Raw genomic sequence first — 24613 nt, 5'->3', positions numbered from 1 at the left:
ACCCCGCAGCGGCGGGGAGCAGACCATGAGCTGGCCGCCGTTCTACGGCTAGAGGGGGCCATCCCCGCGTCGGCGGGGACCAGAGTCACACCTGTACGCGGCGCTCCACCACGTCAACGAGCTTCGCCAGCGCTTGGTCACGCGGGATGCCGTTCTCCTGCGACCCGTCGCGGTAGCGGAAGGAGACGGTGCCCGCGGCCATGTCCTCGTCACCGACGATGATCATGAACGGGACCTTGAGCTTCTGGTGGTTCCTGATCTTCTTCTGCATGCGGTCGGAGGAGGCGTCCACGTCCACCCGCAGGCCCTGCTTCTTCGCCGCCGCGGCGAACTCCTGCAGGTACTCGACGTGCCCGTCGCCGATCGGGATGCCGACCGCCTGGACCGGGGCCAGCCACGGCGGCATGGCGCCCGCGTAGTGCTCCAGCAGCACGGCGAAGAACCGCTCGATCGAACCGAACAGCGCGCGGTGGATCATGACCGGGCGCTGGCGCGAGCCGTCGGGCGCGGTGTATTCCAGGTTGAAGCGCTCCGGCAGGTTGAAGTCGAGCTGCACGGTCGACATCTGCCAGGTGCGGCCGATGGCGTCCTTGCACTGCACCGAGATCTTCGGACCGTAGAAGGCGGCGCCGCCCGGGTCCGGGACCAGCGGGAGGCCCTGCTTCTCGGCGACCTGCGCGAGGACCGCGGTCGCCTCCTCCCAGGCCTCGTCCGAGCCGACGAACTTCTCCGGGTCCTTGGTGGACAGCTCCAGGTAGAAGTCGGTCAGACCGTAGTCGCGCAGCAGGTTCAGCACGAAGGTGAGGGTCGTGTCGAGCTCCTCCGCCATCTGCTCGCGGGTGCAGTAGATGTGCGCGTCGTCCTGGGTGAAGCCGCGGGCGCGGGTCAGGCCGTGGACGACGCCCGACTTCTCGTAGCGATAGACCGTACCGAACTCGAACAGCCTCAAGGGCAGCTCGCGGTAGGAGCGGCCGCGCGCGTCGAAGATCAGGTTGTGCATCGGGCAGTTCATGGGCTTGAGGTAGTAGTCGGTACCACCGTCGAGCTGCATGGGGGGGTACATGCCCTCCGCGTACCAGTCCAGGTGGCCGCTCTTCTCGAAGAGGGCGCCCTTGGTGGCGTGCGGGGAGTAGACGAACTCGTAGCCCTCCTCCTCGTGCCGCTTGCGCGAGTAGTCCTCCATCACCCGGCGGATGATGCCGCCGCGCGGGTGGAAGACGGCGAGGCCGGAGCCGATCTCGTCCGGGATGGAGAAGAGGTCGAGCTCGTTGCCGAGCTTGCGGTGGTCGCGCTTCTCGGCCTCGGCGAGAAAGTCGAGGTGGGCCTTCAGCTCTTCCTTCGACGGCCACGCGGTGCCGTAGATGCGCTGCAACATCGGGTTCTTCTCGCTGCCGCGCCAGTAGGCGGCCGCGTTGCGCATGAGCTTGAACGCCGGGATGGTGCGGGTGGTGGGCAGGTGGGGACCGCGGCAAAGGTCGCGCCAGCACAGGTCGCCGGTCTTCGCGTCCAGGTTGTCGTAGATGGTCAGCTCGCCGCCGCCCACCTCGACGTTCGCGCCGTCGTCGGTGGACGCGGAGCCCTTGATGCCGATGAGCTCCAGCTTGTACGGCTCGTCGGCGAGCTCCTCGCGGGCCGCCTCGTCGGTGACCACGCGGCGGGAGAAGCGCTGGCCGCGCTTCTGGATCTCCTGCATCTTCTTCTCGATGGCCTTGAGGTCATCGGGGGTGAAGGGGCGGGCGACGTCGAAGTCGTAGTAGAAGCCGTTCTGGACCGGCGGGCCGATGCCCAGCTTGGCCTCGGGGAAGAGCTCCTGCACGGCCTGCGCCATGACGTGCGCGGTCGAGTGGCGCAGGATGTTGAGGCCGTCCTCGGAGGAGATCTCCACCGGCTCGACGGTCTCGCCGTCCTGCACCTCGTAGGCGAGGTCCTTGAGCTCGCCCGCGATGCGCGCGGCGACGATGGTGCGCTCGCCGGCGAAGAGCTCGGCCGCCGTAGTGCCCGTGGCCACCACGCGCTCGTCCCGCTCGGAATCGCGTTGGATGATCACACGGACGTCTGACACCGGTCTCTCCTGACTCAGGGGGTGCGCGGGCGAACGCCGCGCGCCTGAATCGTACCGAGCGGAGTGGCTGCGCCGCTAAACGGTTACCACCCGGGCCTGCTCAGCGGGTCCCCCGCACCCCGGGCCATGGGGCACCGCCGCGCCGCGCCGCGAAGCCGTGGCCCCGCCCCACCCGAAACTCCGGGCCTGTCGGGGTGAGCCGCCGGTAGCGTGGCCCGCATGCCACAGATACGCACGCTGGACCTCACCGACGACGCCATCGCGGCAGCCGTGCACCGGATCGGGCGGGCCGCCTACGCGGTGGAGGCGGAGCTGATCGGCTTCGACGGCATCCCGGCGCTGGGCGAGGGCCTCGCCGGGATGCGGGCCCTACCGCTGAACTGGGTGGGTGCCGTCGCCGAGGACGGAGAGCCGGCCGGTTTCCTCGCCTGGGAGGAAACACCCGAAGGCATCTCCATCGACCGGTTGTGCGTGGCCCCGTCCTGGTTCCGCCGCGGCGTCGCCTCCCTGCTGCTGCGCCACGCCCTGACCGAGCTGTTCCCCGGCCGCTTGGTCGAGGTCACCACGGGCGCGGCGAACGCCCCCGCGGTGGCCCTGTACGAACGCTTGGGCTTCACCCGCGGCCGCGACTTCTCCCCCGTCCCGGGGCTGATCATGGCTTCCTTCGGCCGGGCCGCCACGGGCACCTCGTGGGATGGTGGAAGGGGATCTTCCGACCTGGCATGAGGTGACACCCATGAGCGTGACCAGGAAGGCGGCTGCCTTGGGCGCCGCAACGGCCCTGCTGGCGGGCGGACTGCTCGTCGGTACCCCCGCGGTGGCGGCGCCAGCCCCCGCGTGCACCGGGGACCTGCTCTCGGACTTGGGCGCGGAGCGTCCCGACACCACGCACGTGCGGTTCACGGTGGCCAACAACGGCCCGACCTGTCAGCTGCAGGGCTTCCCGACGGTCGCCCTCGCGGGCCAGGGCTCTCCGGACCAGAACAAGCCGCTGCGCGTCGTCCCCCGGGGCGAGGCCCGGCCGGTGCTGCTGCCCCCGGGCGGGACCGCCTCGACGGTCCTGACCTTCACCCCGGTCCTCGGCGAGGCGGACGGCTACTGCGCCTCCGGCGCAGACCCGACCGTCGCCCCCACGCTGGTGATCGGCGCCGCGGGCGTGGGCTTCCAGGTGGCCCCTTCCGACGGCGGCCAGTTCGCCCTGTGCGGCGACACCGTCCGCGCCACCGCCTACCGCTGAGCCCGCCAAGACTGTCCCGCGACCGGGCCGGGCCCGGTGAATCGCTCCACCACCGAAGTCCCGGAGTCCGCGGCGACCCGGCGCTCTAAGCGATGACGCGGAGGACCAGACCGACCCCGACGAAGAGGGCTGCCAGAGCAGACACGAGCTCCGGGAACGGCGTTCTCGTCCACGCCCTCCGCGGTATGTCGGCTCCGTCCCCGGTTCCCTCGCGCGCCCCGTTCAGCCAGCCCCAGATCTCACCCGCGGCTTTCGGCCCGCTGCCGACCACTCGACTGATCAGAGACCCCCCGAACGCGAATACATCGACGACGTGTCCGTCTCGGAGATGGATTTCCAGACCACCGTCATCACGGACGGACGCCCAGCGCACGGACTCCCGAGGGCAGGAGTACGTGAAGACGGGGTTGACGACGGTCAGGGTGGTCGAGCCGAGCAGCACGCGCGACGAAAGGAGTCGCTGGATGAAGGCGACGAGAGCCAGCAGAACAGCGGCTACGTACCAGGCCTCCCCGGCGCCGCCAACCGCGGCTCCCTTCAGTACGCAGATCGCCCCGCCCGTGTAGAGCACCGGAGGAAGAACCCTCGACAAGAGCTTCCACGACCTGGGACGAAGTACCACCGATCCCCCCTGCTGCCTCGTCACGCTTCACCCTTCGCTCTCGTCGACGGCACCGGTTCCGGTCATCGTGCGAAGCGTCCCCGATCGCTGCCGCCCCGCGCCACCCCTCAGTCGTCCGACGGCAGCACGTCCTCGGGGTCGAAGGCCGCGTCCAGGGACTTCATCAGCCGGTCCCGCTCGACCTCGTCCATCGGTACGGGCGTCACGTCCGCCGCGTCGGACAGCCGCCGGAAGCCGCCGCGGCGTTGCAGTCGTCCGGTGAGCCGGACCGGCAGGCCCACCAGGTGGGCGTGGCCCGCTATGCGGTACGCCTCCTCGTCGAGGGCCGCCCGGACGTACGGGACCTCCGCCCCGGCCAGCACCCGCAGCCGTACGGTTCCGCCTCCCCCGGCGGCCTTGCGCCGCATCCGCACCACGGCCCCGGCGAGCCGGACCGGTACGGCGGGTTCCGCGCGGGTGTAGCGGGCGGCGGCCTCGCGCAGCACGGGCAGGTCGCCCGGGGAGAACTCCACCGGCTCGGGGCGGGCCGCACAGCCGGCCGGGACCCCGGCCGCCGGCGCCCAGGCCAGGGTGATCCGGGCCCCCTCCGAGCCCCGGACCAGGGCGATGAGCGCTTCGGCGAGTTCCCGGCTGACCCCGGCGGCCACCGCCGCGTCGAAGGCCTCCATGCCTCCGGTGGCCCGCTGGTAGTCCACCGCCTCGCGGGCCGCGTGCAGGGCGTGGTGCAGCCGGGTCACGGGTCCCCGGCCGCCGTCCACGGGAACGTACGCGGTCAGCCGGCGTCCGCCCGGAGAGGGCCCCACCAGGACCCCGTCCAGGGCGCGCTCGGCCTGCGCCTGGTACCGGGCCCCGTAGTAGCCGGCCCGGGCCCGGTCGGCGAGGGCCCCCGCGAGCAGGAGCCGGCGGGCGGCCGAGCGCAGCTGCTCCTGCACGGACCAGGAGGCCTCGCCCCGGTACCCGTGGGGCCCCTCCGGGATCTCCCGGTCCCAGCGGATCTCGTCGCTGGGCACGCTCAGTCCGAGGAGCACCTCGCGCGCCGAGGGCAGTCCGCCGTGCGCCAGGGCGGTGAGCGCCTCCTCCAGCAGGTCCGTGCAGTCGGGGAAGGTGCGGCTCTCGGGGACGAGCAGGCTGGTGCCCGAGCGGCCGGGCGGGGTCCAGCGGCCGTACCGGCCGGCCGCGCCGCCGCGCCGCAGCCATCCGTGCCGGTGCAGCAGCGCTCCCAGCACCTGCGGGTCGACCTGCGCGGGATCGGGACCGCCCGGGGCGTACCGCGGGGACGGGAGCGGTTCGAGGTGCGGTGAGTGCAGGTTCATCAGGGTGTCCCTCCCGACCCGACCCGGGTCATGATCTCGCACAGCGCACGGTCGTCGAAGATCCGCGTGGTCGGGATCCGTACGGTGGTGCGGCGCCGGCCGGTCACGGGGTGTCCGGCGAGGTTGGTCCAGTAGCAGCAGTGCCTGAGGTCGAGCCGGTCGTGCCCGGCGGCGAGCCACTGGTCGCGGTCCCTCGGCACGAGCATCACGACGAGGATCTTGTGGACGGCGACGGGAGTCCGGGCCAGCTTCACCAGGTGCTCGTTGTCGAGGGTGAACCCGAAGGTGGCCCCGGCCGGCCGCGGCGGTATCTGGTAGGTCGCCTTGAGCTGCACCTTGATGGTGACCTCGTCGTCGACGACGTGTTCGGGCGCTCCGTGGGAGACGTGCCAGTCGATGCCGTTGTCGGGGAAGGGCTGGGAGAGCGAGCACCCGGCGGCGGCCGCGACGGCGTGCAGGTATCCCACCTGGAGGGTCTCCATGCAGGCGGTGGTGGCGAGCGTGCCGCGCAGGGCTCCGGTCCGCGGACCTGTCCCCTCGTGCAGCACCCCGCCCGGTTCGGGCTGTGTGAGCGCCATGGCGCCGGCTCCCCCATGCCTTGCGGGCTCTGCCGCGAGCGGTGCGGGGTGACGACCGGTCATGCGTACGGTCCCCCAGGGAAGTTGTCTCCGCACCCGACTGCCCGCAAACGGCGTACGGGGCAAACAGCCCGGGTATCACCGATGCGGCGGGGTCGTGTGTCCAGGAAGCCCCACCCGCCGCTCGGGGACGAGGAGTTCGCCATGACACGCTGGTACGAGGGCCCGCTGGCCGCATTCGACACGGAGACCACCGGGGTGGACGTCGAGCAGGACCGGATCGTGTCCGCCGCGCTCATCGTCCAGGAGTGTGCGGGCGGCCGGGTCCGCACCACGCGCTGGCTGGTCAATCCCGGGATTCCGGTGCCCCCGGGCGCTACGGAAGTGCACGGGCTGACCGACGAGCACCTGCAGCGTCACGGGCGCTGGCCCGCCCCGGTGGTGGAGGAGATAGCCCGGGCGCTCGGGGAGCAGCAGGTGGCCGGACGGCCGGTGGTGGTGATGAACGCGCCGTTCGATCTGACGCTGCTGGACCGGGAGTTGCGCCGGCACCGGGCGTCCTCGCTGTCGCGGTACCTGGACGACCGGCCGTTGACGGTGCTGGACCCGCGGGTGTTGGACAAGCACCTGGACCGCTACCGCAAGGGCCGTCGGACGCTGACGGACCTGTGCGCGCACTACGGGATCGAGCTGGAGGGCGCGCACGACGCGGCGGCGGACGCGACGGCCTCGCTGGAACTCGTCCGGGCGGTGGGGCGGCGGTTCGCGGCCCGGCTGGAGCGGCTGACGCCGGCCGAGCTGCACACCCTCCAGGCGGTGTGGCACGCGGCGCAGGCGCGGGGTCTGCAGGCGTGGTTCGCGCGCCAGGGGACGCCGGAGCCGGTGGATCCGCACTGGCCGCTGCGACCGGACCTGTCGACGGCGGCGTAGGAGCGGTGTTCGAAGGCGCCCGGAATGCGGAAGGCCGGTCCGTCAGTGACGGACCGGCCTGTCCCGGTGGGCGATACTGGGATCGAACCAGTGACCCCTTCGGTGTGAACGAAGTGCTCTCCCGCTGAGCTAATCGCCCGGGAACGGACTGAACAATACAGAAGGCTCGGGGCTGGTTCAAACCGCTTCTCCCGATGGGGCCCGCGGGCCGTACGTCAGGTACCTACTCAGGGCACATCTGAGTACGCACGCCCATGTCCTGACTGCGTGACCGCCGCCACACTCCGGATATGAACACGCCTCTGCCGCCCGCCGAAGAGCTGGCGCTCATCGACCGTGAGCTGGCCCAACTCGATGCCCGGCGGCTGTACTTGCTGGGCCGCCGGGACTGGCTGCTGCGGCTGCTGCGCCAGCCCGGCAGGGTGCCCGCCCCGGTCCGCTGGGGCCCGGCCGCGACCGGCGGGCCCACCGGCCCCGCCGGTCCCGCGAAGGAGGCCTCCGCGCCGAGCGCGCAGAACGTGCTGCTCACCTTGGGCGCGGTACTGCTGGCGGTCGCGGCGCTCGCGTTCACGCTGGTCAGCTGGGGGTCCATGGGGATCGCCGGACGCTCGGCGGTGCTCGCCGCGGTGACGGCGGCGGCGCTGGGCACGCCCGTGCTCCTGCTGCGCCGCGGGCTGCGGTCGACGGCGGAGTCGGTCGCGGCGGTCGGCCTGCTGCTGACGGTGCTCGATGCGTACGCGCTGTACGCGGTCGGCATGCCGGACACGGACGGCACCGGTTACGCGGCGGGGGCGGCCGCCGTGCTGGCGGCCGCGTGGGCCGGCTACGGCTCGGGGCTGCGGAAGCTGCGGATCCCGCTGCCGGCCGCGGTGCTGGCGGCGCAGTTCGCGCTGCCGCTGGCTGCTCTGGCCGTACGGCCGGGCCCGCAGGCGCTCGGCTGGGCGCTGCTGGCGACGGCCGTACTGGATGCGGCGCTCGCCGTGCGGGTCAGGGCGGCGGCGATCCCGGCGGCGGTGACGGGCGCGGGCGCGCTGCTGATCGGGGTGGCCCAGTCGTGGTCGGCCGGGTCGGCGGCGCAGGCCCTGGCCCCGGCTGCGCTGCTGCTGGCCGGCGCGACCCTCGGGGTGGCGGCGGCCTGGCGGGAGCCGCGCGCCTCGGCCGCGGCGCTGACCGGCGCCCTGGCGGCGGTGGCCGGCCTGGGCGGGCTGGCCCGGCCCGGGCTGGACCCGGCGTGGACGGTGCTGGTGCACCTGCTGCTGGCGCTGCCGCTGCTGGCGGCGTTGCGGGCCGGCGCGCTCCCGGCGGCGGTCCGGAACGGGTCGGCCCGGGCCGGTGTCGCGGTGGCGTCGCTCGCGGCGCTGTGGGCGGGTGGCGCGGCGGTCGCGGCCCTGGTGGCCCCGCTGCGGGTGCTGGACGAGGTGTGGGCGGCGACGACCCCGGCGCGGGACCCGTACGTGCCGGGGGCGGCGGTCGCGCTGACCTTGCTGATCGCGGCCGGGGCGGCCGGGTGGCTCGCGCGGGCGCTGTCCCGGCCGGAGCCGTTGGTGGTGGCGGTGGCCTCGGCCTGGGCGGGGCTGTTCGCGGCCCCGGTACTGCTCGGGTTCCCGGTGGTGGCGGTGCTCGCCGCGCAGCTCGCGGTGACGGGCGCGGCGGGCGTCCTCGCCCTGCGCTCCCCGGCGCGCGGGGCCCGGACCACGGCCGCCGTGTGTGCCCTGACGGGCGCCGCGAACGTGTCCCTGGGCGCGCTGGACGGTCGGGCGGCGACCTTCGCGGTCTGGGGTCTGCTGGGCGCGGGCTGCGCGGCGGCAGCGGCGTACGGGGCGGCTCCGCGCCCGGTCCGGGCCGGGGCGGCCGTGTGCGCGGTCGGGTACGCCACTGGCGTCCTGGTGGCGGCGGGAGCGGTGTCGGACCTGGCGGTGGTGTGGTGGGCGCTGCCGGTGCTCGCGGTCCCGGCGCTGGCGGCGGCCCTCGGGCCGCGGCTGGGCGGGGTCCGGCTGCCCGTCGAGATCGCGGCGGCCGTGGCGGGCGCCGTGGCGGTGGGCCTGTCGGCCGGGCGGGCCGGAACCCTGGCGCTGGTCCTGGCGCTGGCCGGGGTGGTCTGCGCCGGCGCCGCGGTGCGGCCGGACCGGCGGGTGCTGGGCTGGGCGGCGGGGGCCCTGTTCGCGGCGGCGACCTGGGTGCGGCTGGCCGAGGCGGGGGTGAGCGCACCGGAGGCCTACGCGCTGCCGGTGACGGTGCCCGCCCTCATGGTGGGTCTGCTGCGGCGCCGTCGGGACCCGCAGGCCTCGTCCTGGACGGCGTACGGCCCGGGTCTGGCGGCAACGCTGGTGCCGAGCCTGTTGGCGGCCTGGGGGGACGCGGGCTGGCTGCGCCCGCTGTTGCTGGGGGCGGCCGCGCTGGTGGTGACCCTGCTGGGCGCCCGGTGGCGGCTCCAGGCTCCGCTCCTGCTCGGCGGTGCCGTGCTGGCGGCGGTGGCGGTGCACGAGCTGGCCCCGTACGTGGTGCAGGTCGCGGGGGCGCTCCCGCGCTGGGTGCCGCCGGCCCTGGCGGGCCTGCTGCTGCTGGCGGTGGGAGCGACGTACGAGCGGCGGCTGCGCGACGCCCGCCGACTGCGGGCCGCGATCGGCCGGCTCCGGTGAAACGCCGGAGGCCCGGAGACTGTGAAAGTCTCCGGGCCTCCGGTCCGGGTGGGCGATACTGGGTTCGAACCAGTGACCCCTTCGGTGTGAACGAAGTGCTCTCCCACTGAGCTAATCGCCCGGACGCACCGCAAACATTACCGCATGTCAGCGGTGCTCCTTGACCATCACTGGTCCTTGAGGTTCCAGGGCAGGACGAGCCCGTACTTCCACAGGTAGAAACCGATCAGTGCGCCCGCGATGACGAGGCCCGCGCTGGTCAAGATGATGTTGCGACGGCGGACCTTCGGGTCGAGCGCCTTCTGTGCGGCCTCGGTCACCTTCCGCTTCGTCCAGCGCAGCACGAGGTGGGCCCAGGCGAACTCGGTGGCCCAGATCGCCAGGCCCGCGAAGATCGCGACCCAGCCGGGGCCGGGCAGCACGAGCATCGCGACGCCGGCGGCGATCACCGCGAGGCCGACGATGAAGACGCCGACCTGCCAGCTCAGATGCAGGCTCCTGTTCGACTTGATGAAGGCCGGGGCCTTCGATACGTGCGGCGCCTGCTCGGTGGCCTCCGCGGTCTCGTCCGCGGTCTTGTCCGCGGCCGATCCGGTGGTGGCTTCCGTGGTGGCTTCGTCAGCGGCAGACCCTCGGGTTCCGCGGTCACTCCCCGTATTCATGGAGTCGAATCTACCGGAGCTCGATGCACACCGGAATGCGGGTTTGGATCCGCCGTCCGAGGGACCCAGAGGTCCGCAAAACGGTCAGAGGGGTTTACAACGGCACCGTAGGTGGCATGTCGATTTCGCCGACGTGCGAATCCCCGAGCGCACACTGAGCGAAAGGCCCTGGCGCTTATGAACACCACGGTCAGCTGCGAGCTGCACCTGCGCCTCGTTGTGTCGAGCGAGTCCTCACTGCCTGTTCCCGCGGGCCTGCGGTATGACACGGCCGACCCCTACGCCGTGCACGCCACCTTCCACACCGGCGCCGAGGAGACGGTCGAATGGGTGTTCGCCCGCGACCTCCTCGCGGAGGGTCTCCACCGGCCCACCGGTACCGGCGACGTCCGCGTCTGGCCGTCCCGCAGCCACGGTCAGGGCGTCGTCTGCATCGCCCTGAGCTCACCGGAGGGAGAAGCGCTGCTCGAAGCACCCGCCCGAGCACTCGAGTCGTTCCTCAAGCGGACGGACGCCGCGGTTCCACCCGGGACCGAGCACCGGCACTTCGACCTCGACAAGGAGCTCTCCCACATCCTGGCCGAAAGCTGAGCCAGGCCCCCAGCCGCTCGACACCGTCCGACTCGGGGCGACGGTGCGGGTCGGACAACCACATACGGCAGTGCCGGCGCTGTTCCCGCGGAAGCCACCCGCGCGGACGGCGCCGGCCTGCTGTTCGGGACCCGCTATTGTCGGGCGGCAGCGGCGACGGCTCCCGTCGTCGCAGGCCCGGCCCCTGAGGGAGACCCCGTGCAGATCCCCCACGACACCCGTCGCGCGCTCGACGTCGTCGTCGCGCTGGTGAACACCGCGGCCGAGGCCGACCAGCCCGACGGGCTCTCGGACATCGGCGAGCTGCGCGGATTCGTCCAGGAGTACTCGATCAGCGACGTCGGCGAGCTCAGCGCCCGCGACCTGGCCGGCGTCCGGACCGTGCGCGGCAAGTTCGCCCAGGTCTTCGCCTCCCCGAACCCGCGTGCGGCTTCGATACTGATCAACGAGCTCGTGGCCACGGCCGGCACCACCCCGCAGCTGACCGACCACGACGGCTACGACTGGCACGTGCACTACTTCGCACCGGGCGCGTCGGTGGGCGACCACCTGGCGGCCGACGGCGGCATGGCGCTGGCCTTCATCGTGGTCTCCGGCGAACAGGATCGGCTGCGCCGCTGCGAGGCCCCGGACTGTCGACGGGCCTTCGTCGACCTGTCCCGCAACCGTTCCCGGCGCTACTGCGACAGCCGGACCTGCGGGAACCGGCTGCACGTGGCGGCGTACCGGGCCCGGCGCAAGGAGGCCGACGCGGGGGCGTCAGAGCAGGAAGAGATCGTGCACGGCGGCGAGCAGCAGCAGGATGCCGATCACCGCTAGGAAGATCATCAGGGGTGGTTGGGAGAGCGCGAAGAGACAGCCTCGCGGCTCCTCCACTGCAGGGGCGGGTACCGGCGGGTCACCGTGCGATGTGTCGAACATGTCGGGGCGATGATGGCGCAGCGCACCACCGACCAGCCCTCAACACGCCAACATCCGGGCGGGAGTTCGCTCGATCTTGTGGTCGATACCCGGTCCGGGCCGGATCCCGTGCTCAGATCCCGTGCTTCTTGAGAATGGCCTCGATGTCGGAGAAGTCATCCGCGGGAGCGGCGGACTGGGGCTGCGCACCGGCCCGGCCGGCCCCCAGGGACGGTGCGGAGGCGGCCGGGGCGACGGCCCCGGCGGCCGGGCTCCCCTTGACCTTCTTCTTCGGCTTCCCGGGTGCCCCGGGCTCCTCGGACGCGGTGAGGCCGCGGCGTTCGACGGCGCGGGTGGTCATGAAGAGCAGCCAGGACACCCCCAACAGTCCGAAGCCGGCCCAGACGGTCGGGTTGAAGACCATCCCGGACACCCACTCCACGAACCCCGTCATCACCAGGGCGACCGGTACGAGCGCGTACGCGGTGATCCGCGCGGCGGACAGGAAGCGCTTGCGGTAGGCGGTGACCGCGGCGATGCCCAGGCCCGCCACGGACACCGCGGAGCAAATGGTCTCGGCAAGCATGGGGCCCTCCGGGCTCTCGGCGATCGGGCGATCTGTCCCTATCCATCCTGCACCGGCCGCCGCCGCTCCGGCCAGGTCCCGGGGCCCGCCCGGACGGATCTCCGGGACATCTCCGGGTCGCGCCTCCTCCCTGGGTCCGGGTCAGCCCGCCCGGGTCCCGGTCGGTGGGGCGGGCGGGGGCTGGGAGACTGTCCGCATGACCGATTCCGTGATCCTCGACGTCTGGTGCGAACTGCAGTGCCCGGACTGCCACCGCGCCCTGGACGACGTACGCGCCCTGCGGGCCCGCTACGGCGACCGGCTGGACATCCGGCTACGCCACTTCCCCCTGGAGAAGCACAAGCACTCCTTCGCCGCGGCGCAGGCCGCCGAGGAGGCCGTCGAGCAGGGCCGGGGGTGGCCCTACGCGGAGGCCGTGCTGGCGCGCACCGCGGAGCTGGCCGAGCGCGGCGAGCCGGTCCTCCTGGACGTGGCGCGTGAACTGGGGCTCGACGTCGAGGAGTTCGACACCGCCCTGATCGACGGGCGGCACATCCTGATCGTCGACGCCGACCAGGCCGAGGGCAAGGCGATCGGCGTCACCGGCACCCCGACGTACGAGATCGACGGGCAGCGCCTCGACGGCGGCAAGAGCCAGGACGGCCTGCGCGCCCGTATCGAGGAGATCGCCGACCGCCTGCTGGCGGACGCCGGGGAGAGCGCCTAGTGCTGTCACGGCACTAGGCCGTCTCTTCCGGATCTTGGCGAGGCAAGATCCGGAAGAGACGGCCTAGATCAGGTCCTTGGCGTAGTTGAAGTCGGTGGGCCGGTAGCCGAGGGAGACGTAGAGCCTCAGGGCCGGGGTGTTGTCGGTGAAGACCTGGAGCGCCAGCAGGCGGTGGCCGGCGGCGAGGGCGGTGTGCTCGGCCAGCTCCATCAGGTGGCGGCCGTACCCGTGTCCCCGGTGTTCGGCCCGGACCTCGATGTCGTAGACGTACGAGCCCGCCCCGCGCGGCGCGAGCCACACGTGTCCGACGGGCACCCCGGCGGCCTCCAGGACGACGAAGGCCGCTCCCGGGGTGGCCAGGCCCCGGGGCAGCTGGCTCTCGTGGTCGGCGACCGACTTGGCGCGGGCGGCCTCGGCGGACATGCCGCGGCCGCTCCATTTCGCGGCGTAGGAATCGACGGCCCGGGCGTACCAGCCCTCGTACTCGGCGTCCGTCATGGGGCGGCCCAGCACCCCCTCGGGGAGGGCGGGCGGCTCGGCCGTCAGGTCCTTGGCCATGTACCGGCTGTACTCGGCGTACCCGAGGGCCTCCGCCATGCACAGACCCGCCTCCGAGTCCGCCGGGACCGAGACGCGGACCCGGCGGCAGCCCCAGCCGCGCAGCACTTCCTCGGCGGCGAGCGCGGCCACGGTGGCCCTCCCCCGCCGCCGGTCGCCCTGCTCGACGTCCAGGTGGCGGATCTCGCCGACCGTCGGCCCGAAGGGGGTGTCCGAGGCGATCACCAAGGTGCCGACCCGCCTGCTGTTGACCCGGATCTCGTACGGGCGCGAACGCGCGCCGTCGGCCGTGTGCTGGAGCGGCCCGGACGGCCGCAGGGTGGTGGTCATCCCTTGAGTTCTACCCGCCCCGCGGCCGCCGCGACAGCCCTCCTGGCCGCCGGGCGCCCGTTACGGGTCGATGTCCGCGGCCGCCTTCACCTCGAAGATCCGCATCACCTCGGCCGTGACCGGTCCGGGCGCAGCTCCCAGCTCGCGGTCGTCGATCCGCAGCACCGCCTGGGCATCGCGCAGCGAGGAGGTCACGAAGACCTCCTCGGCCCGCTCCAGCACCTCGAAGGGCAGGTCGGTCTCCTTGGCGCCGGCCCAGTCGACGATCAGGGCCCGGGTGATGCCCGCCAGGCAGCCGGATTCGAGCGGCGGGGTGTGCAGTTCCCCGTCCAGTACGACGAACACGTTGGAGCCGGTTCCCTCGCAGAGCCGGCCGAGGGTGTTGGCGAGGAGCGCTTCGGAGGCCCCGGCGCGGTGCGCGGCGGCGAGGGCGACCACGTTCTCGGCGTACGAGGTGGTCTTCAGCCCGGCCACGGCGGAACGCTCGTTGCGGACCCAGGGCACCGTGACGACGGCGGTGGTGTCCGGGCGGCGGGGGGAGTCCGCGACGGCGGCGATCAGGGTGGTCCCGGCGTCCCCCCGGTCGGAGCCGAGCGGGGAGACCCCGCCGGTGTAGGTGATGCGCAGCCGGCCGTGCTCCAGCGGGTTGGCCTCCAGTACGGCGGCGCAGGCGCGGCGGACCTCGTCGAGGTCGGGGTCCGGCAGGCCCAGGCCCCGGGCCGAGCGGGTGAGCCGTTCCAGGTGCCGGGTGAGCGCGAAGGCGCGGCCGCGCTCGGCCTTCAGCGTCTCGAAGACGCCGTCGCCCACGGTCAGACCGTGGTCGAAGACGGACACCTTCGCGCTGTCGACCTCGGTCAGGGCTCCGTCGAGCCAGATCTTCATGGTGCGGTCCTTCCGATCGTGTCGTTCGTCCCCTGCGTACCACCGCTCACCTCGTGGCCCATGGCCACGCGCAGGAGCCGGGCGGCTTTGAGTTCGGTCTCCGCCCACTCGCGGTCGGGGTCGGAGCCCCAGGTGATGCCCGCTCCGGTGCCGAAGAGCAGTCGGGGGCCGCCGGCGGCTTCGCGGTCGATCCAGAAGGTACGGATGCCGACGGCGAGCTCGGCGGTGCGCCGGTCCGCGTCCACCCAGCCGATGCCTCCGCAGTAGGGGCCGCGCGGGACGGTTTCCAGGGCTTCGATGATCCGCAGGGCGGAGGACTTCGGGGCGCCCGTGACGGAACCGGGCGGGAAGGTGGCGGCGAGCAGCTCGGGCCAGCCGGCGCCGTCGGCGAGTTCGCCGCTCACGATGGAGACGAGGTGGACGAGGCCCGGGTGCTCCTCGACGGCGCACAGTTCGGGGACGGCGACGGAGCCCGTCGCGCAGACCCGGCCGAGGTCGTTGCGCACGAGGTCCACGATCATCACGTTCTCGGCGTGGTCCTTGGGGAGCAGGTCGTCGACGGTGCGGCCGGTCCCCTTGATGGGGCCGGACTCGATGTGCCGGCCGGACCGGCGCAGGAACAGCTCGGGCGAGGCGGTGGCGATCTCGACGCCGTGGGCGGCCAGGCGAATCGTTCCTGCGAAGGGGGCGGGGTTGCCGCGCGCGAGGAGTGCGGTGAGGGCGTCGACGTCGGCGCGGTCGGGGTGGGGCAGCGGCGCGGACATCACCCGGCAGAGGTTGGCCTGGTAGACCTCGCCGGCGGCGATGTGTTCCCGGACGCGCCGTACGCCGGCCACGTACGCGGCGCGGTCGAGGGAGGAGGTCCACCGGTCGGCGTCGGGTCCGCGCCAGGCGCCCGGAACGGGCGCGGGGACCGGCTCGCGGCGTACGTCGCCGAAGCGCGCACAGACGAGCCGCCCTTCGAAGTCGGCGGACACCGCCCAGAAGCCGGTGGAGTCGAGGGCGGCGGGATCGCTGGTGACGTCTCGGAGGTCGGTCGCGAGGAGGCCGCCGAAGCGGGCCATGGGAGGCAGGTCGTGCACGGCTGCGAGTCTATGACCGGTGACGACACGGCGCCGGTGCGGTGACGACGGGGTGACCTGTGGTGATCGAGCGGCAGCACGCTGCGGAAACGCGTTTTTGAGCTGGCCCGGTAATCCGCTAGAGTTCAACACGTCGCCAGGGAGCGAAGGGGAAAAACCCCGGAGCGAACACGGTGACCTGCGGACGTAGCTCAGTTGGTAGAGCACCACCTTGCCAAGGTGGATGTCGCGAGTTCGAGTCTCGTCGTCCGCTCGAAGTGGGGGATCTTCCCGAGAACCCCTGCAGCTCCATGGTGGAGTGGCCGAGAGGCGAGGCAACGGCCTGCAAAGCCGTCTACACGGGTTCAAATCCCGTCTCCACCTCCAAGGACGATTAGCTCAGCGGGAGAGCGCTTCCCTGACACGGAAGAGGTCACTGGTTCAATCCCAGTATCGTCCACTGATCCGCAAGGATCCCCGCGCGATTAGCTCAGCGGGAGAGCGCTTCCCTGACACGGAAGAGGTCACTGGTTCAATCCCAGTATCGCGCACGCAGCACCTGCACCACCTTGTTGCACCTGCGGCTTTCGAGCTGCGGAGCCCGCGCGATTAGCTCAGCGGGAGAGCGCTTCCCTGACACGGAAGAGGTCACTGGTTCAATCCCAGTATCGCGCACCACCTGAAAGCCCCGACCGTCTTCACGGTCGGGGCTTTCGCGTTCCCCCGCACGGGTGGGCCGGGCACGCGGACGGCCCGGGAGCATGCAGCGCACGGAAGGCACAGGAGCACGGCGGCACGGGAACACGAAGGCACGGGAGCACGAAGCGCCGGGGCACATGAAAAAGGGTGCTGCCCGTCCGACTCCCCAGTCGTACGGGCAGCACCCTTCACCTGCCGTCCGTCCGCCGCTCCCCCGTCCCCACGGGGTTCGACAGGCCGATGTCCCGGTCCGGACCGCTCTTCCGGACCGGGGGCGCCGCTCAGCGCCCCAGCATCACACCTACGGACGACGCCTGCGCCGCCAGCTGCTCGAACCCTCCGAAGAGGAAGAGCAACAGGGCGGCCAGGGGGAGCACCATGGCCGCGGCCACCAGGGGGTGGCGGGTACCGGACTCGTGGCCGTTGAACGCGAATGCCTTGCGTCCCTGCCGTGCGACGTCCGCCATGGTCCTCTCCCTGTCGTCTGGCAGCGGCGGGCTCGTGACCTCGGGGGACGAGTGCGCCACCCGCCGCTTGTCTTCAACACTAGGCCGGTGGGCGGCTCCTGACCTCATGCCCTCGTACCCATTGCCGGGCCTCCAGGAGGATGACGGGGCCCCTCCCGCGTACTCCCCTGGGTGGAGACCGCTCCGCCGCTATGGGGGTCTTCCCGGAGGGGATGACCGGAGGGTAGTGACTTCGCTCACTTCCGTCACCACCTGTCGCCGCGTGTCCGCCCACCGAGCCCCGACAAGATCGACTCGGCCGGGAGCCGCCCACGGACGCGCCGCAGCGGGTCCGACCCCGCTCCCGGGCGCCAATCCCCTTGGCGCGAGGGCTGCTTGGCCCCGTGGGCCACCCCGGGAGCGCTCCCGGACCGCAGCGCCGACGCCCCCTCACGTGTGCTGTGGCGCACTGACAACCGAATCCCCCGGCGAGGGCGCGGCCTCTGAGCACGCATGCCGGATGGTCCGTAAGCTGTGCCACGTCAACAGGACGACCGGTCAGCGGGGTGGACATGGCGATGATGCGGCTCCGGCGCGAGGACCCGCGTGTCGTCGGCTCGTTCAGACTGCACCGGCGGCTCGGCGCCGGCGGCATGGGCGTGGTCTACCTGGGGTCGGACCGGCGGGGGCAGCGCGTCGCGCTCAAGGTCATCCGGCCGGATCTGGCCGAGGACCAGGAGTTCCGCTCGCGGTTCGCCCGCGAGGTGTCCGCCGCCCGGCGGATCCGGGGCGGGTGCACCGCACGCCTGGTGGCCGCCGACCTGGAGGCCGAGCGCCCCTGGTTCGCGACCCAGTACGTGCCCGGTCCCTCGCTGCACGACAAGGTGGCCGAGGAAGGCCCCCTGACGGCTGCGCAGATCGCCGCCGTGGGCGCCGCGCTCTCCGAGGGCCTGGTAGCCGTCCACGAGGCGGGGGTCGTGCACCGCGACCTCAAGCCCTCGAACATCCTGCTGTCGCCCAAGGGCCCCCGGATCATCGACTTCGGCATCGCCTGGGCCACCGGGGCGAGCACCCTCACCCATGTGGGTACGGCCGTCGGCTCCCCCGGGTTCCTCGCACCCGAGCAGGTGCGCGGCGCCGCCGTCACCCCGGCCACCGACGTCTTCGCCCTGGGCGCCACCCTGGCCTACGCGGCCACCGCCGACTCGCCCTTCGGGCACGGCAGTTCCGAGGTCATGCTGTACCGCGTGGTGCACGAGGAGCCGCACCTCCAGGGCGTGCCGGACGCTCTGGCGCCCCTGGTGCGGGCCTGCCTCGCCAAGGACCCCGAGGAGCGGCCCAGCACGCTCCAGCTGTCGATGCGGCTCAAGGAGATCGCGGCCCGCGAGGCGCAGGGGCTCTCCGACGGGCGTCCGCCGGCCCAGCGGGCCCGGGCCGAGCGGCCGACCGGACGGCTGCCCGAGGCCGAGCGGATCGGCGTGGCCGAGGAGTACCCCGGCCGGCGTACGGAGCGCCGTACGGGCGGCTCCACCGCGCCCCGGGCACAGGGCGGCCCGCCGAGCGGTCCGCACTCGCGGCCCTCGTCCTCCCGCAACCCGCAGCACCCCAGCGGGCCGACCTCCCGGCCGACCTCGGGGCGTACGGGCGGCCGTCCGGCCCCCAGGACGACGGGGACGGGACGGCGCCCCTCGCGGCCGGATCCGAAGCTGATGCGCCAGCGGCTGATCGTGTTCGTCGTGGTGACGCTGATCGTGGCGCTGGGCATCGCGGCGGCCCAGAAGCTCTAGGCCCGGTCATGCCCGGTCGTGCCCGGTCAGGCGCGGCCCTGGGCCACCGCGTAGAAGGCGACCGCGGCCGCCGCGCCCACGTTCAGCGAGTCCACGCCGTGGGCCATGGGGATGCGCACCCACTCGTCAGCGGCGACCAGCGCGGGCGTGGACAGGCCGTCGCCCTCGGCACCGAGCATCAGCGCGACCCGTTCCAGGGACTGCGGCGCGGCCACGTCGATCGCCGTGGCCTTCTCGTGCGGGGTGAGGGCGAGCAGCTTGAAGCCCGCCTCGCGCACCGAGTCCAGGCTCTTCGGCCAGGCCTCGAGGCGGGCGTAGGGGACGGAGAACACCGCTCCCATGGAGACCTTCACCGAGCGGCGGTAGAGCGGGTCCGCGCAGTCGGGCGACAACAGCACCGCGTCCATGCCGAGGGCGGCGGCGCTGCGGAAGATGGCTCCGATGTTGGTGTGGTCGTTGACCGCTTCCATGACGACCACGCGGCGGGTCGTGGAGAGCAGTTCCTCGGCCGTGGGCAGCGGCTTGCGCTGCATGGAGGCCAGGGCCCCGCGGTGCACGTGGTAGCCGGTGACGCGCTCGGCGAGCTCGGGGGTCACGGCGTAGACCGGGGCCGGGAGTTCGTCGATGACGTCGCGCATGACGTCGACCCACTTGGCGGAGAGCAGCATCGAGCGCATCTCGTACCCGGCGTCCTTGGCGCGTCTGATGACCTTCTCGCCCTCGGCGATGAAGAGGCCTTCCGCGGGCTCGCGCCTGCGCCGGAGTTCGACGTCGGTCAGGCCCGTGTAGTCGCGCAGGCGCGGGTCGTCGGGGTCGTTGACGGTGATGAGATCAGCCACAGGGTGATACTGCCTTGTCCTGGGTGTGGTGCCAACGGCCTGTCAGGCGCTGGTGGTGGGCGGGGTGGGGTCGCCCGGGCCGTTGACGCGGACGACCTCCCCGATGACGATGACGGCCGGCGGACGGACCTCTTCGGCGCGCACGGTCTCGCCGACCGTGGCCAAGGTGGCGTCCACCCGGCGCTGGGTGGCGGTGGTGCCCTCCTGGATCACCGCGACAGGGGTGTCCGCGGAGCGGCCGTGGCGCACGAGCGCCTCGGCGATCAGGCCGATCTTGTCGACGCCCATCAGGATCACCAGGGTGCCGGTGAGCTTGGCGAGGGAGGCCCAGTCCACGAGCGAGCGCGCGTCGTCGGGGCCGACGTGGCCGCTGACCACGGTGAACTCGTGCGCCACACCGCGGTGGGTGACCGGGATGCCGACGGCGCCGGGCACCGAGATGGAGCTGGAGATGCCGGGGACGACGGTGCAGGGGATGCCGACCTCGGCGAGGGCCTGGAGCTCCTCCATGCCGCGGCCGAAGACGTACGGGTCGCCGCCCTTGAGCCGGACCACGGCCTTGCCGGCCCGGGCGTGCTCGATCAGGGCGTTGTTGATGGCCTCCTGGGCCATGAACCGGCCGTACGGGATCTTCGCGGCGTCGATGACCTCGACGTGCGGCGGAAGCTCGTCGAGCAGGTCGCGGGGGCCGAGCCGGTCGGCGATGACCACGTCGGCCTCGGCGAGGAGGCGGCGGCCGCGCACGGTGATCAGGTCCGGGTCGCCCGGGCCGCCGCCGACGAGGGCCACGCCGGGGGTGGCCTTGTGCCGGTGGGCCGGGGCGGTGAGGGTGCCGTCGCGCAGGCCCTCCACGACGGCGTCGCGCACGGCCGCGGAGCGGCGGGGGTCGTTGCCGGTCAGCACGGCGACGGTGACCCCCTCGACGCGGCCGGTCGCGGGGGTCCAGGCGGTGGCGGCGGAGGCGTCGTCGGCGCGGACGCACCAGACGCGCTCGCGCTCGGCCTCGGCGGAGGCGCGCTCGTTGTCCTCGCGGTTCTGGGTGGCGATCAGCGCGTACCAGGCGTCGGCGAGGTCACCGTCCCGGTAGCGGCGGCGCTCCCAACGGATCTCGCCGGTCTCGGCCATCGCGTCCACGGAGGGGGTGGCGGAGGGCGAGATGAGCAGGACGTCGGCGCCGGCCGCGATGAGTGCGGGAAGGCGGCGCTGCGCGACCTGTCCGCCGCCGATGACGACGACGCGGCGGCCGGCGAGTCGGAGACCGACGGGGTAGGCGGGGGTTTCGGCCATGGCGGTGCGGCTCCTGGTGCGGCGGTCGTTCTGTCGTGCCGCTGCGGCTCTGGAGCGGCGGTGTGCTGACGTGCGGATTCTTGGTGCGGGTCCACCATACGGCGCGGGCCGTCCCGAGGCGCGGACGGGGCTGCGCCTGGCTCCCGCCGGGCCCGATGTGCGGGGTCGGCCTCGTGTCGTGCGTGGGTGCCGGTCACGGATCGGGGCTCCGCCCCGGGCCCTGCGCCTCACACGCCGGCGGGGCTGTGGGACGGCTTCGCGGTGGGACGGTGCCCCTCCGGGACGTCTCCTCGGCTCGCGAACCCCGAGCCGGACCGGCCTGCCGACCGGCGGTGGGTTCGCTCGGCCTGCGGGGACGTCCCGGAGTGTCCCCGCCCCACGGCAGATCCGATCGCCGGGCTGAATCAGCCCCGCCGGCGATTGAGGCGCGGGGTCCGGGGCGGAGCCCCGGGAGACCGGGGCTACTTCTCCGTCACGCCCGCCGAGTCGAACGTGGCGACCTCGTGCATCGCGCGGGCCGCGCTCTGGACCAGGGGGAGGGCGAGCAGGGCGCCCGTGCCCTCGCCGAGGCGGAGGTCCAGGTCGACCAGCGGGCGCAGGCCCAGCTTGTTGAGCGCGGCGACGTGGCCCGGCTCGGCGCTGCGGTGGCCCGCGATGCAGGCCGACAGGGACTCGGGGGCGATGGCGCGGGCCACCAGGGCGGCGGCTCCGGCGCTGACGCCGTCCAGGATCACCGGGGTGCGCAGCGACGCACCGCCGAGGAGCAGGCCGACGATGGCCGCGTGCTCCAGGCCGCCGATGGCCGCCAGGACGCCGATCGGGTCCGCCGGGTCGGGCTGGTGGAGCTCCAGGGCGCGGCGGACGACCTCGACCTTGCGGGCGTGCGTCTCGTCGTTGATGCCCGTGCCGCGGCCCGTGACCTCGGCCGGGTCCACGCCGGTGAAGACGGAGATCAGGGCCGCCGAGACCGTGGTGTTGGCGATGCCCATCTCGCCGGTGAGGAGGGCCTTGTTGCCGGCCGCCACCAGGTCGCGGGCCGTCTCGATGCCGACCTCGATGGCCGCGACGGCTTCCTCGCGGGTCATCGCCGGGCCGGTGGAGAGGTCGGCCGTGCCGGGGCGGACCTTGCGGGGCAGGAGGCCGGGGGTGGCGGGGAGGTCGCCCGCGACGCCGACGTCGATCACGCAGACCTCGGCGCCGACCTGGTTGGCGAAGGCGTTGCAGACCGCTCCGCCGCCAAGGAAGTTGGCCACCATCTGGGTGGTGACCTCCTGCGGCCACGGGGTGACGCCCTGGGCGTGCACGCCGTGGTCACCGGCGAAGATCGCGACCGCGGCCGGCTCCGGGATCGGCGGCGGGCAGACCCGGGAGAGGCCGGACAGCTGGGCGGAGATGATCTCCAGCATGCCCAGGGCCCCTGCGGGCTTGGTCATGCGCTTCTGGCGCTCCCAGGCCTCGCCCAGGGCCTTCGCGTCGAGCGGACGGATGCTGGCGACCGTCTCCGAGAGCAGGTCGTGCGGCTCCTCACCGGGCAGCGCGCGGCGGCCGTAGGTCTCCTCGTGGACCACCCAGGAGAGCGGGCGGCGCTGCGACCAGCCGGCCTGGGCCAGCTCGGGCTCCTCGGGGAACTCGTCGACGTAGCCGACGCAGAGGTAGGCGACGACCTCGAGGTGCTCGGGCAGGCCCAGCTCGCGGACCATCTCGCGCTCGTCGAAGAAGCTGACCCAGCCGACCCCGAGGCCTTCGGCGCGCGCGGCGAGCCAGAGGTTTTCGACGGCGAGGGCCGAGGAGTACGGGGCCATCTGCGGCTGGGTGTGCCGGCCGAGGGTGTGGCGTCCGCCCCGGGTGGGGTCGGCGGTGACGACGATGTTCACCGGGGTGTCGAGGATGGCCTCGATCTTGAGTTCCTTGAACTGCTTCGCCCGGCCCTTGGGCAGCGACTTCGCGTACGCCTCGCGCTGGCGCTGGGCGAGCTCGTGCATCGTGCGGCGGGTCTCGGCGGAGCGGATGACGACGAAGTCCCACGGCTGCGAGTGGCCGACGCTGGGGGCGGTGTGGGCCGCCTCCAGGACGCGGAGCAGCACCTCGTGCGGGATCGGGTCGGTCCGGAAGCCCTTGCGGATGTCGCGGCGCTCGCGCATGACGCGCAGGACGGCCTCGCGCTCGGCGTCGGCGTAGCCGGGGGCCGCCTCGCCCGCGGCGGGCTCGGCGGATTCCGCGGCTGCGGGCTCGGCCGGGGCGGCCTCCTCGGGCCGGGGCTCCACGGCCACCGGCTCGGCCTGGGCCACCGGGGTGGGCTGGGCCACCGGGTCGGGCTGGGGCGCGGACTCGGGTTCGGGCTGCGGCTCCACGGCCGCCGGCTCGGGCACGGACTCGGGCTGCGGCTCGGACTCGGGCTCCGGTGCCGGCTGCGCCTCGGCGCCCGGCTCCGGCTGGACCGGCTCGGGCACCACGGCGGCCACCGGCTCGACGGGGGCCACCGGCTCGGCCTGCGGCTCCACCGCAACCGGCGGGGCCGCGATCGGCTCGGCCGGGACCACCGGCTCCGGCTCGGCCGCGGGCTGGACCTCGGCAACGGGCTCCGGCTGGACCGGCTCGGGCACCACGGCGGCCACCGGCTCGGGCTGGGCCTGGGGCTCCCCGGCCGCGGCCTCGGCCGGCTCCGCCACGACCGGCTCCGGCTGGACGGCGACGGGCTCCGGGACGACCACGACCGGCTCCGGCTCCGGCTCGACGACGGCGACGGGCTCCGGCTCGACCGCGACGGGCTCCGGCTGCAGCGGCTCGGCCGCCACCGGCTCGGGCTGGACCGCCGGTTCCGCGAGGGCCGGGACGGGCTCCGGCTCCACGGGCTGCGCCACGGCCTCGGCGGGTGCCGGGGCGGGCTCCGCCACCGGCTCCGGCGTCCACGGCGCACCGGCCTGCGGCGGGATCTCGCCCGGCTGGGCCGCGGGGACCGGGGCGGCCTCGGCGCGCGGGACGTCCAGGTACTCGGGTCCCGTGGTCGGAGGTCCTGCCTGGCGCAGCGGGAGGGGCGCCGACGGGGTGCTCACGGCGGCCATGGGGACGGCCTGGGCGGGCGCGGCGGCCGGGCCCCGGTCGGCGAGGGAGCGTACGACTCCGCCGTTGGCCTCGGGCACGGGCGGACCCATGTGCAGGGGGCGCCGGACGGGGGCCGCCGGGGCGACGGGGACCGCCGGGGGCGGTACGACGAGCCCGCCGAGGTCGAGCGCGCCGGAGTCACGGCCGCCCGTCTCGTGCGCGCCCGCGCTGTAGCCGCCGTCGGGGAACACGGGCGGGGGGAACTCGGTGTACGCGACCGGGGCCTCGGGGTAGGCGGGCTCGGCGGCGTAGGACGGGTCCGGGTACATCTGTACCTCGCCGAGCTGGGGCGCGGCGGGGAAGGCGGGGGCCTGCGGGACGACCTGCGGGTCGCTCCACGCACCCTGGCCGCTCGGCATCAGCAGCAGTTCCTCGTCCTCCGGCTCGGCCGGGTTGTCCATGAGGTCCTGGAAGGCGTAGCCAGCGGGAATCGGTGCCGGGATCTGGACCGGAGCGGGGACGCTCTGCTGATCCACCATGCCCGCACTGTCCGGGAGACCCTCGCCCGGGACCTGGCCGGTGTCAGTCATGCTTACCCCTCGCCCATCGGTGTTGCCTCTTCGATCGCCCGGTCGCCCACGAGGCCGCCGAGCGGTTTGCCTGCGGGGTTGCGGTGCGACGAGCTCGTCTCGCATGCGCCTGCACGACAACCAGTAAGCATTGTCGCGCCCGTCGGCCACCGTGACGGCCATAACCGTCACGGTCCTCTGTGGACTGCGCCACGTCGCGCGTCCCGGTGGTGTCGCGATGCCCGAATGGTCCGAAGCGGTACGACGATCGGCCAGCCTACCCCGGC

21 protein-coding genes and 7 tRNA genes are annotated in these 24613 nt (G+C 73.5%); 13 read left to right on the top strand and 15 right to left on the bottom strand.

Annotated elements, in window-relative coordinates; translation table 11 throughout:
• Positions 1–85 precede the first annotated feature (85 nt).
• Positions 86–2062 carry a threonine--tRNA ligase gene (gene thrS, locus ACIQK6_RS21670; RefSeq protein WP_329103949.1) on the bottom strand — a complete coding sequence of 659 codons (1977 nt, stop codon included), beginning with the start codon at positions 2060–2062 and terminating at the stop codon, positions 86–88.
• A 219-nt stretch (positions 2063–2281) separates the two neighbouring features.
• Here thrS and ACIQK6_RS21665 point away from each other — a divergent pair, with 219 nt between their 5' ends.
• Positions 2282–2788, top strand: a complete 507-nt coding sequence (locus tag ACIQK6_RS21665; protein WP_402695281.1) for a GNAT family N-acetyltransferase — start codon at positions 2282–2284, stop codon at positions 2786–2788.
• 10 nt (positions 2789–2798) lie between these two features.
• Complete coding sequence (locus ACIQK6_RS21660; protein WP_329103946.1) at positions 2799–3299, top strand: DUF4232 domain-containing protein; 501 nt, start codon at positions 2799–2801, stop codon at positions 3297–3299.
• 85 nt (positions 3300–3384) lie between these two features.
• Here the strand turns inward: ACIQK6_RS21660 and ACIQK6_RS21655 are convergent, their stop codons facing one another.
• The 3 genes from ACIQK6_RS21655 to ACIQK6_RS21645 form a co-directional block, all read right to left on the bottom strand.
• On the bottom strand, positions 3385–3945 hold the full coding sequence (locus ACIQK6_RS21655) for a hypothetical protein (protein ID WP_329103944.1): 561 nt from the start codon (positions 3943–3945) through the stop codon (positions 3385–3387).
• An 83-nt stretch (positions 3946–4028) separates the two neighbouring features.
• Complete coding sequence (locus ACIQK6_RS21650) at positions 4029–5234, bottom strand: hypothetical protein (RefSeq protein WP_329103942.1); 1206 nt, start codon at positions 5232–5234, stop codon at positions 4029–4031.
• Positions 5234–5812 carry a DUF4365 domain-containing protein gene (locus tag ACIQK6_RS21645; RefSeq protein WP_329103941.1) on the bottom strand — a complete coding sequence of 193 codons (579 nt, stop codon included), beginning with the start codon at positions 5810–5812 and terminating at the stop codon, positions 5234–5236. The genes ACIQK6_RS21650 and ACIQK6_RS21645 overlap by 1 nt, the downstream gene beginning before the upstream one ends.
• A gap of 204 nt (positions 5813–6016) precedes the next feature.
• Between ACIQK6_RS21645 and ACIQK6_RS21640 the strand changes: the two genes are divergently transcribed.
• A complete protein-coding gene (locus tag ACIQK6_RS21640) occupies positions 6017–6742 on the top strand; it encodes a 3'-5' exonuclease (RefSeq protein ID WP_327740041.1) in 726 nt (241 codons plus the stop codon).
• Between the two features lie 67 nt (positions 6743–6809).
• Here ACIQK6_RS21640 and ACIQK6_RS21635 read toward each other — a convergent pair.
• Positions 6810–6881: transfer RNA gene (locus ACIQK6_RS21635), tRNA-Val, on the bottom strand.
• Positions 6882–7032: 151 nt separating this feature from the next.
• Between ACIQK6_RS21635 and ACIQK6_RS21630 the strand changes: the two genes are divergently transcribed.
• Positions 7033–9381 carry an SCO7613 C-terminal domain-containing membrane protein gene (locus ACIQK6_RS21630; RefSeq protein WP_402695280.1) on the top strand — a complete coding sequence of 783 codons (2349 nt, stop codon included), beginning with the start codon at positions 7033–7035 and terminating at the stop codon, positions 9379–9381.
• 49 nt (positions 9382–9430) lie between these two features.
• On the opposite strand, the gene ACIQK6_RS21625 is transcribed toward ACIQK6_RS21630, so the two are convergent.
• Positions 9431–9502: transfer RNA gene (locus ACIQK6_RS21625), tRNA-Val, on the bottom strand.
• A 46-nt stretch (positions 9503–9548) separates the two neighbouring features.
• Positions 9549–10043, bottom strand: coding sequence for a TIGR02611 family protein (locus tag ACIQK6_RS21620; protein WP_402695279.1), 495 nt, complete (start codon positions 10041–10043; stop codon positions 9549–9551).
• Between the two features lie 177 nt (positions 10044–10220).
• Between ACIQK6_RS21620 and ACIQK6_RS21615 the strand changes: the two genes are divergently transcribed.
• Positions 10221–10634, top strand: a complete 414-nt coding sequence (locus tag ACIQK6_RS21615) for an SsgA family sporulation/cell division regulator (RefSeq protein ID WP_030011909.1) — start codon at positions 10221–10223, stop codon at positions 10632–10634.
• 198 nt (positions 10635–10832) lie between these two features.
• Positions 10833–11453 (top strand): CGNR zinc finger domain-containing protein, encoded by a 621-nt coding sequence (locus ACIQK6_RS21610; protein ID WP_329103931.1) that lies wholly within the window; start codon positions 10833–10835, stop codon positions 11451–11453.
• A 214-nt stretch (positions 11454–11667) separates the two neighbouring features.
• Here ACIQK6_RS21610 and ACIQK6_RS21605 read toward each other — a convergent pair whose 3' ends face one another.
• On the bottom strand, positions 11668–12120 hold the full coding sequence (locus tag ACIQK6_RS21605; protein ID WP_402695278.1) for a hypothetical protein: 453 nt from the start codon (positions 12118–12120) through the stop codon (positions 11668–11670).
• 196 nt (positions 12121–12316) lie between these two features.
• On the opposite strand from ACIQK6_RS21605, the gene ACIQK6_RS21600 reads away from it, so the two are divergent.
• Positions 12317–12826 (top strand): DsbA family protein, encoded by a 510-nt coding sequence (locus tag ACIQK6_RS21600; RefSeq protein WP_402695277.1) that lies wholly within the window; start codon positions 12317–12319, stop codon positions 12824–12826.
• Between the two features lie 63 nt (positions 12827–12889).
• On the opposite strand, the gene ACIQK6_RS21595 is transcribed toward ACIQK6_RS21600, so the two are convergent.
• Genes ACIQK6_RS21595 through ACIQK6_RS21585 form a run of 3 tightly spaced genes read right to left on the bottom strand, consistent with a single transcriptional unit; the run spans position 12890 to position 15678 of the window.
• Positions 12890–13714 (bottom strand): GNAT family N-acetyltransferase, encoded by an 825-nt coding sequence (locus ACIQK6_RS21595; RefSeq protein WP_329103925.1) that lies wholly within the window; start codon positions 13712–13714, stop codon positions 12890–12892.
• A gap of 60 nt (positions 13715–13774) precedes the next feature.
• Entirely contained in the window at positions 13775–14596 is an 822-nt protein-coding gene (locus ACIQK6_RS21590; protein ID WP_329103923.1) for an aminodeoxychorismate lyase, read from the bottom strand.
• Complete coding sequence (locus tag ACIQK6_RS21585) at positions 14593–15678, bottom strand: chorismate-binding protein (RefSeq protein ID WP_402695276.1); 1086 nt, start codon at positions 15676–15678, stop codon at positions 14593–14595. Before ACIQK6_RS21585 ends, ACIQK6_RS21590 begins: the two co-directional genes overlap by 4 nt.
• A gap of 180 nt (positions 15679–15858) precedes the next feature.
• Here ACIQK6_RS21585 and ACIQK6_RS21580 point away from each other — a divergent pair.
• From ACIQK6_RS21580 to ACIQK6_RS21560, 5 genes are all read left to right on the top strand, one after another.
• A tRNA-Gly gene (locus tag ACIQK6_RS21580) sits at positions 15859–15931 on the top strand.
• Positions 15932–15970: 39 nt separating this feature from the next.
• A tRNA-Cys gene (locus ACIQK6_RS21575) sits at positions 15971–16044 on the top strand.
• Between the two features lies 1 nt (position 16045).
• A tRNA-Val gene (locus tag ACIQK6_RS21570) sits at positions 16046–16117 on the top strand.
• Positions 16118–16136: 19 nt separating this feature from the next.
• Positions 16137–16208: transfer RNA gene (locus tag ACIQK6_RS21565), tRNA-Val, on the top strand.
• 52 nt (positions 16209–16260) lie between these two features.
• Positions 16261–16335: transfer RNA gene (locus tag ACIQK6_RS21560), tRNA-Val, on the top strand.
• A 302-nt stretch (positions 16336–16637) separates the two neighbouring features.
• Here ACIQK6_RS21560 and ACIQK6_RS21555 read toward each other — a convergent pair.
• A complete protein-coding gene (locus ACIQK6_RS21555; RefSeq protein WP_329103921.1) occupies positions 16638–16823 on the bottom strand; it encodes a hypothetical protein in 186 nt (61 codons plus the stop codon).
• Between the two features lie 551 nt (positions 16824–17374).
• On the opposite strand from ACIQK6_RS21555, the gene ACIQK6_RS21550 reads away from it, so the two are divergent.
• Positions 17375–18589: a serine/threonine-protein kinase gene (locus ACIQK6_RS21550; protein ID WP_402695275.1), complete on the top strand. Its 1215-nt coding sequence runs from the start codon at positions 17375–17377 to the stop codon at positions 18587–18589.
• A gap of 26 nt (positions 18590–18615) precedes the next feature.
• Here the strand turns inward: ACIQK6_RS21550 and ACIQK6_RS21545 are convergent, their stop codons facing one another.
• The 3 genes from ACIQK6_RS21545 to cobT form a co-directional block, all read right to left on the bottom strand.
• On the bottom strand, positions 18616–19428 hold the full coding sequence (locus tag ACIQK6_RS21545; protein WP_329103917.1) for an RNA methyltransferase: 813 nt from the start codon (positions 19426–19428) through the stop codon (positions 18616–18618).
• 42 nt (positions 19429–19470) lie between these two features.
• Positions 19471–20715: a uroporphyrinogen-III C-methyltransferase gene (cobA, locus tag ACIQK6_RS21540; protein WP_329103915.1), complete on the bottom strand. Its 1245-nt coding sequence runs from the start codon at positions 20713–20715 to the stop codon at positions 19471–19473.
• A 461-nt stretch (positions 20716–21176) separates the two neighbouring features.
• On the bottom strand, positions 21177–24347 hold the full coding sequence (gene cobT, locus ACIQK6_RS21535; protein WP_402695274.1) for a nicotinate-nucleotide--dimethylbenzimidazole phosphoribosyltransferase: 3171 nt from the start codon (positions 24345–24347) through the stop codon (positions 21177–21179).
• Positions 24348–24613 lie beyond the last annotated feature (266 nt).

This window comes from Streptomyces sp. NPDC091682, from assembly GCF_044756625.1.
Lineage (GTDB): Bacteria > Actinomycetota > Actinomycetes > Streptomycetales > Streptomycetaceae > Streptomyces.
The sequence above is the reverse complement of the archived record's forward strand: the minus strand, read 5'-3'. Positions and strand labels throughout refer to the sequence as shown.

Coding starts and splice junctions, on each gene's coding strand:
- ACIQK6_RS21665 (WP_402695281.1), top strand. CDS start 2,282: ATGCCACAGATACGCACGCTGGACCTCACCGACGACGCCATCGCGGCA.
- ACIQK6_RS21550 (WP_402695275.1), top strand. CDS start 17,375: ATGGCGATGATGCGGCTCCGGCGCGAGGACCCGCGTGTCGTCGGCTCG.
- cobT (WP_402695274.1), bottom strand. CDS start 24,347: ATGACTGACACCGGCCAGGTCCCGGGCGAGGGTCTCCCGGACAGTGCG.
- ACIQK6_RS21600 (WP_402695277.1), top strand. CDS start 12,317: ATGACCGATTCCGTGATCCTCGACGTCTGGTGCGAACTGCAGTGCCCG.
- ACIQK6_RS21615 (WP_030011909.1), top strand. CDS start 10,221: ATGAACACCACGGTCAGCTGCGAGCTGCACCTGCGCCTCGTTGTGTCG.
- ACIQK6_RS21645 (WP_329103941.1), bottom strand. CDS start 5,812: ATGGCGCTCACACAGCCCGAACCGGGCGGGGTGCTGCACGAGGGGACA.
- ACIQK6_RS21640 (WP_327740041.1), top strand. CDS start 6,017: ATGACACGCTGGTACGAGGGCCCGCTGGCCGCATTCGACACGGAGACC.
- ACIQK6_RS21555 (WP_329103921.1), bottom strand. CDS start 16,823: ATGGCGGACGTCGCACGGCAGGGACGCAAGGCATTCGCGTTCAACGGC.
- ACIQK6_RS21660 (WP_329103946.1), top strand. CDS start 2,799: ATGAGCGTGACCAGGAAGGCGGCTGCCTTGGGCGCCGCAACGGCCCTG.
- ACIQK6_RS21620 (WP_402695279.1), bottom strand. CDS start 10,043: ATGAATACGGGGAGTGACCGCGGAACCCGAGGGTCTGCCGCTGACGAA.
- ACIQK6_RS21595 (WP_329103925.1), bottom strand. CDS start 13,714: ATGACCACCACCCTGCGGCCGTCCGGGCCGCTCCAGCACACGGCCGAC.
- ACIQK6_RS21605 (WP_402695278.1), bottom strand. CDS start 12,120: ATGCTTGCCGAGACCATTTGCTCCGCGGTGTCCGTGGCGGGCCTGGGC.
- ACIQK6_RS21630 (WP_402695280.1), top strand. CDS start 7,033: ATGAACACGCCTCTGCCGCCCGCCGAAGAGCTGGCGCTCATCGACCGT.
- ACIQK6_RS21590 (WP_329103923.1), bottom strand. CDS start 14,596: ATGAAGATCTGGCTCGACGGAGCCCTGACCGAGGTCGACAGCGCGAAG.
- cobA (WP_329103915.1), bottom strand. CDS start 20,715: ATGGCCGAAACCCCCGCCTACCCCGTCGGTCTCCGACTCGCCGGCCGC.
- ACIQK6_RS21650 (WP_329103942.1), bottom strand. CDS start 5,234: ATGAACCTGCACTCACCGCACCTCGAACCGCTCCCGTCCCCGCGGTAC.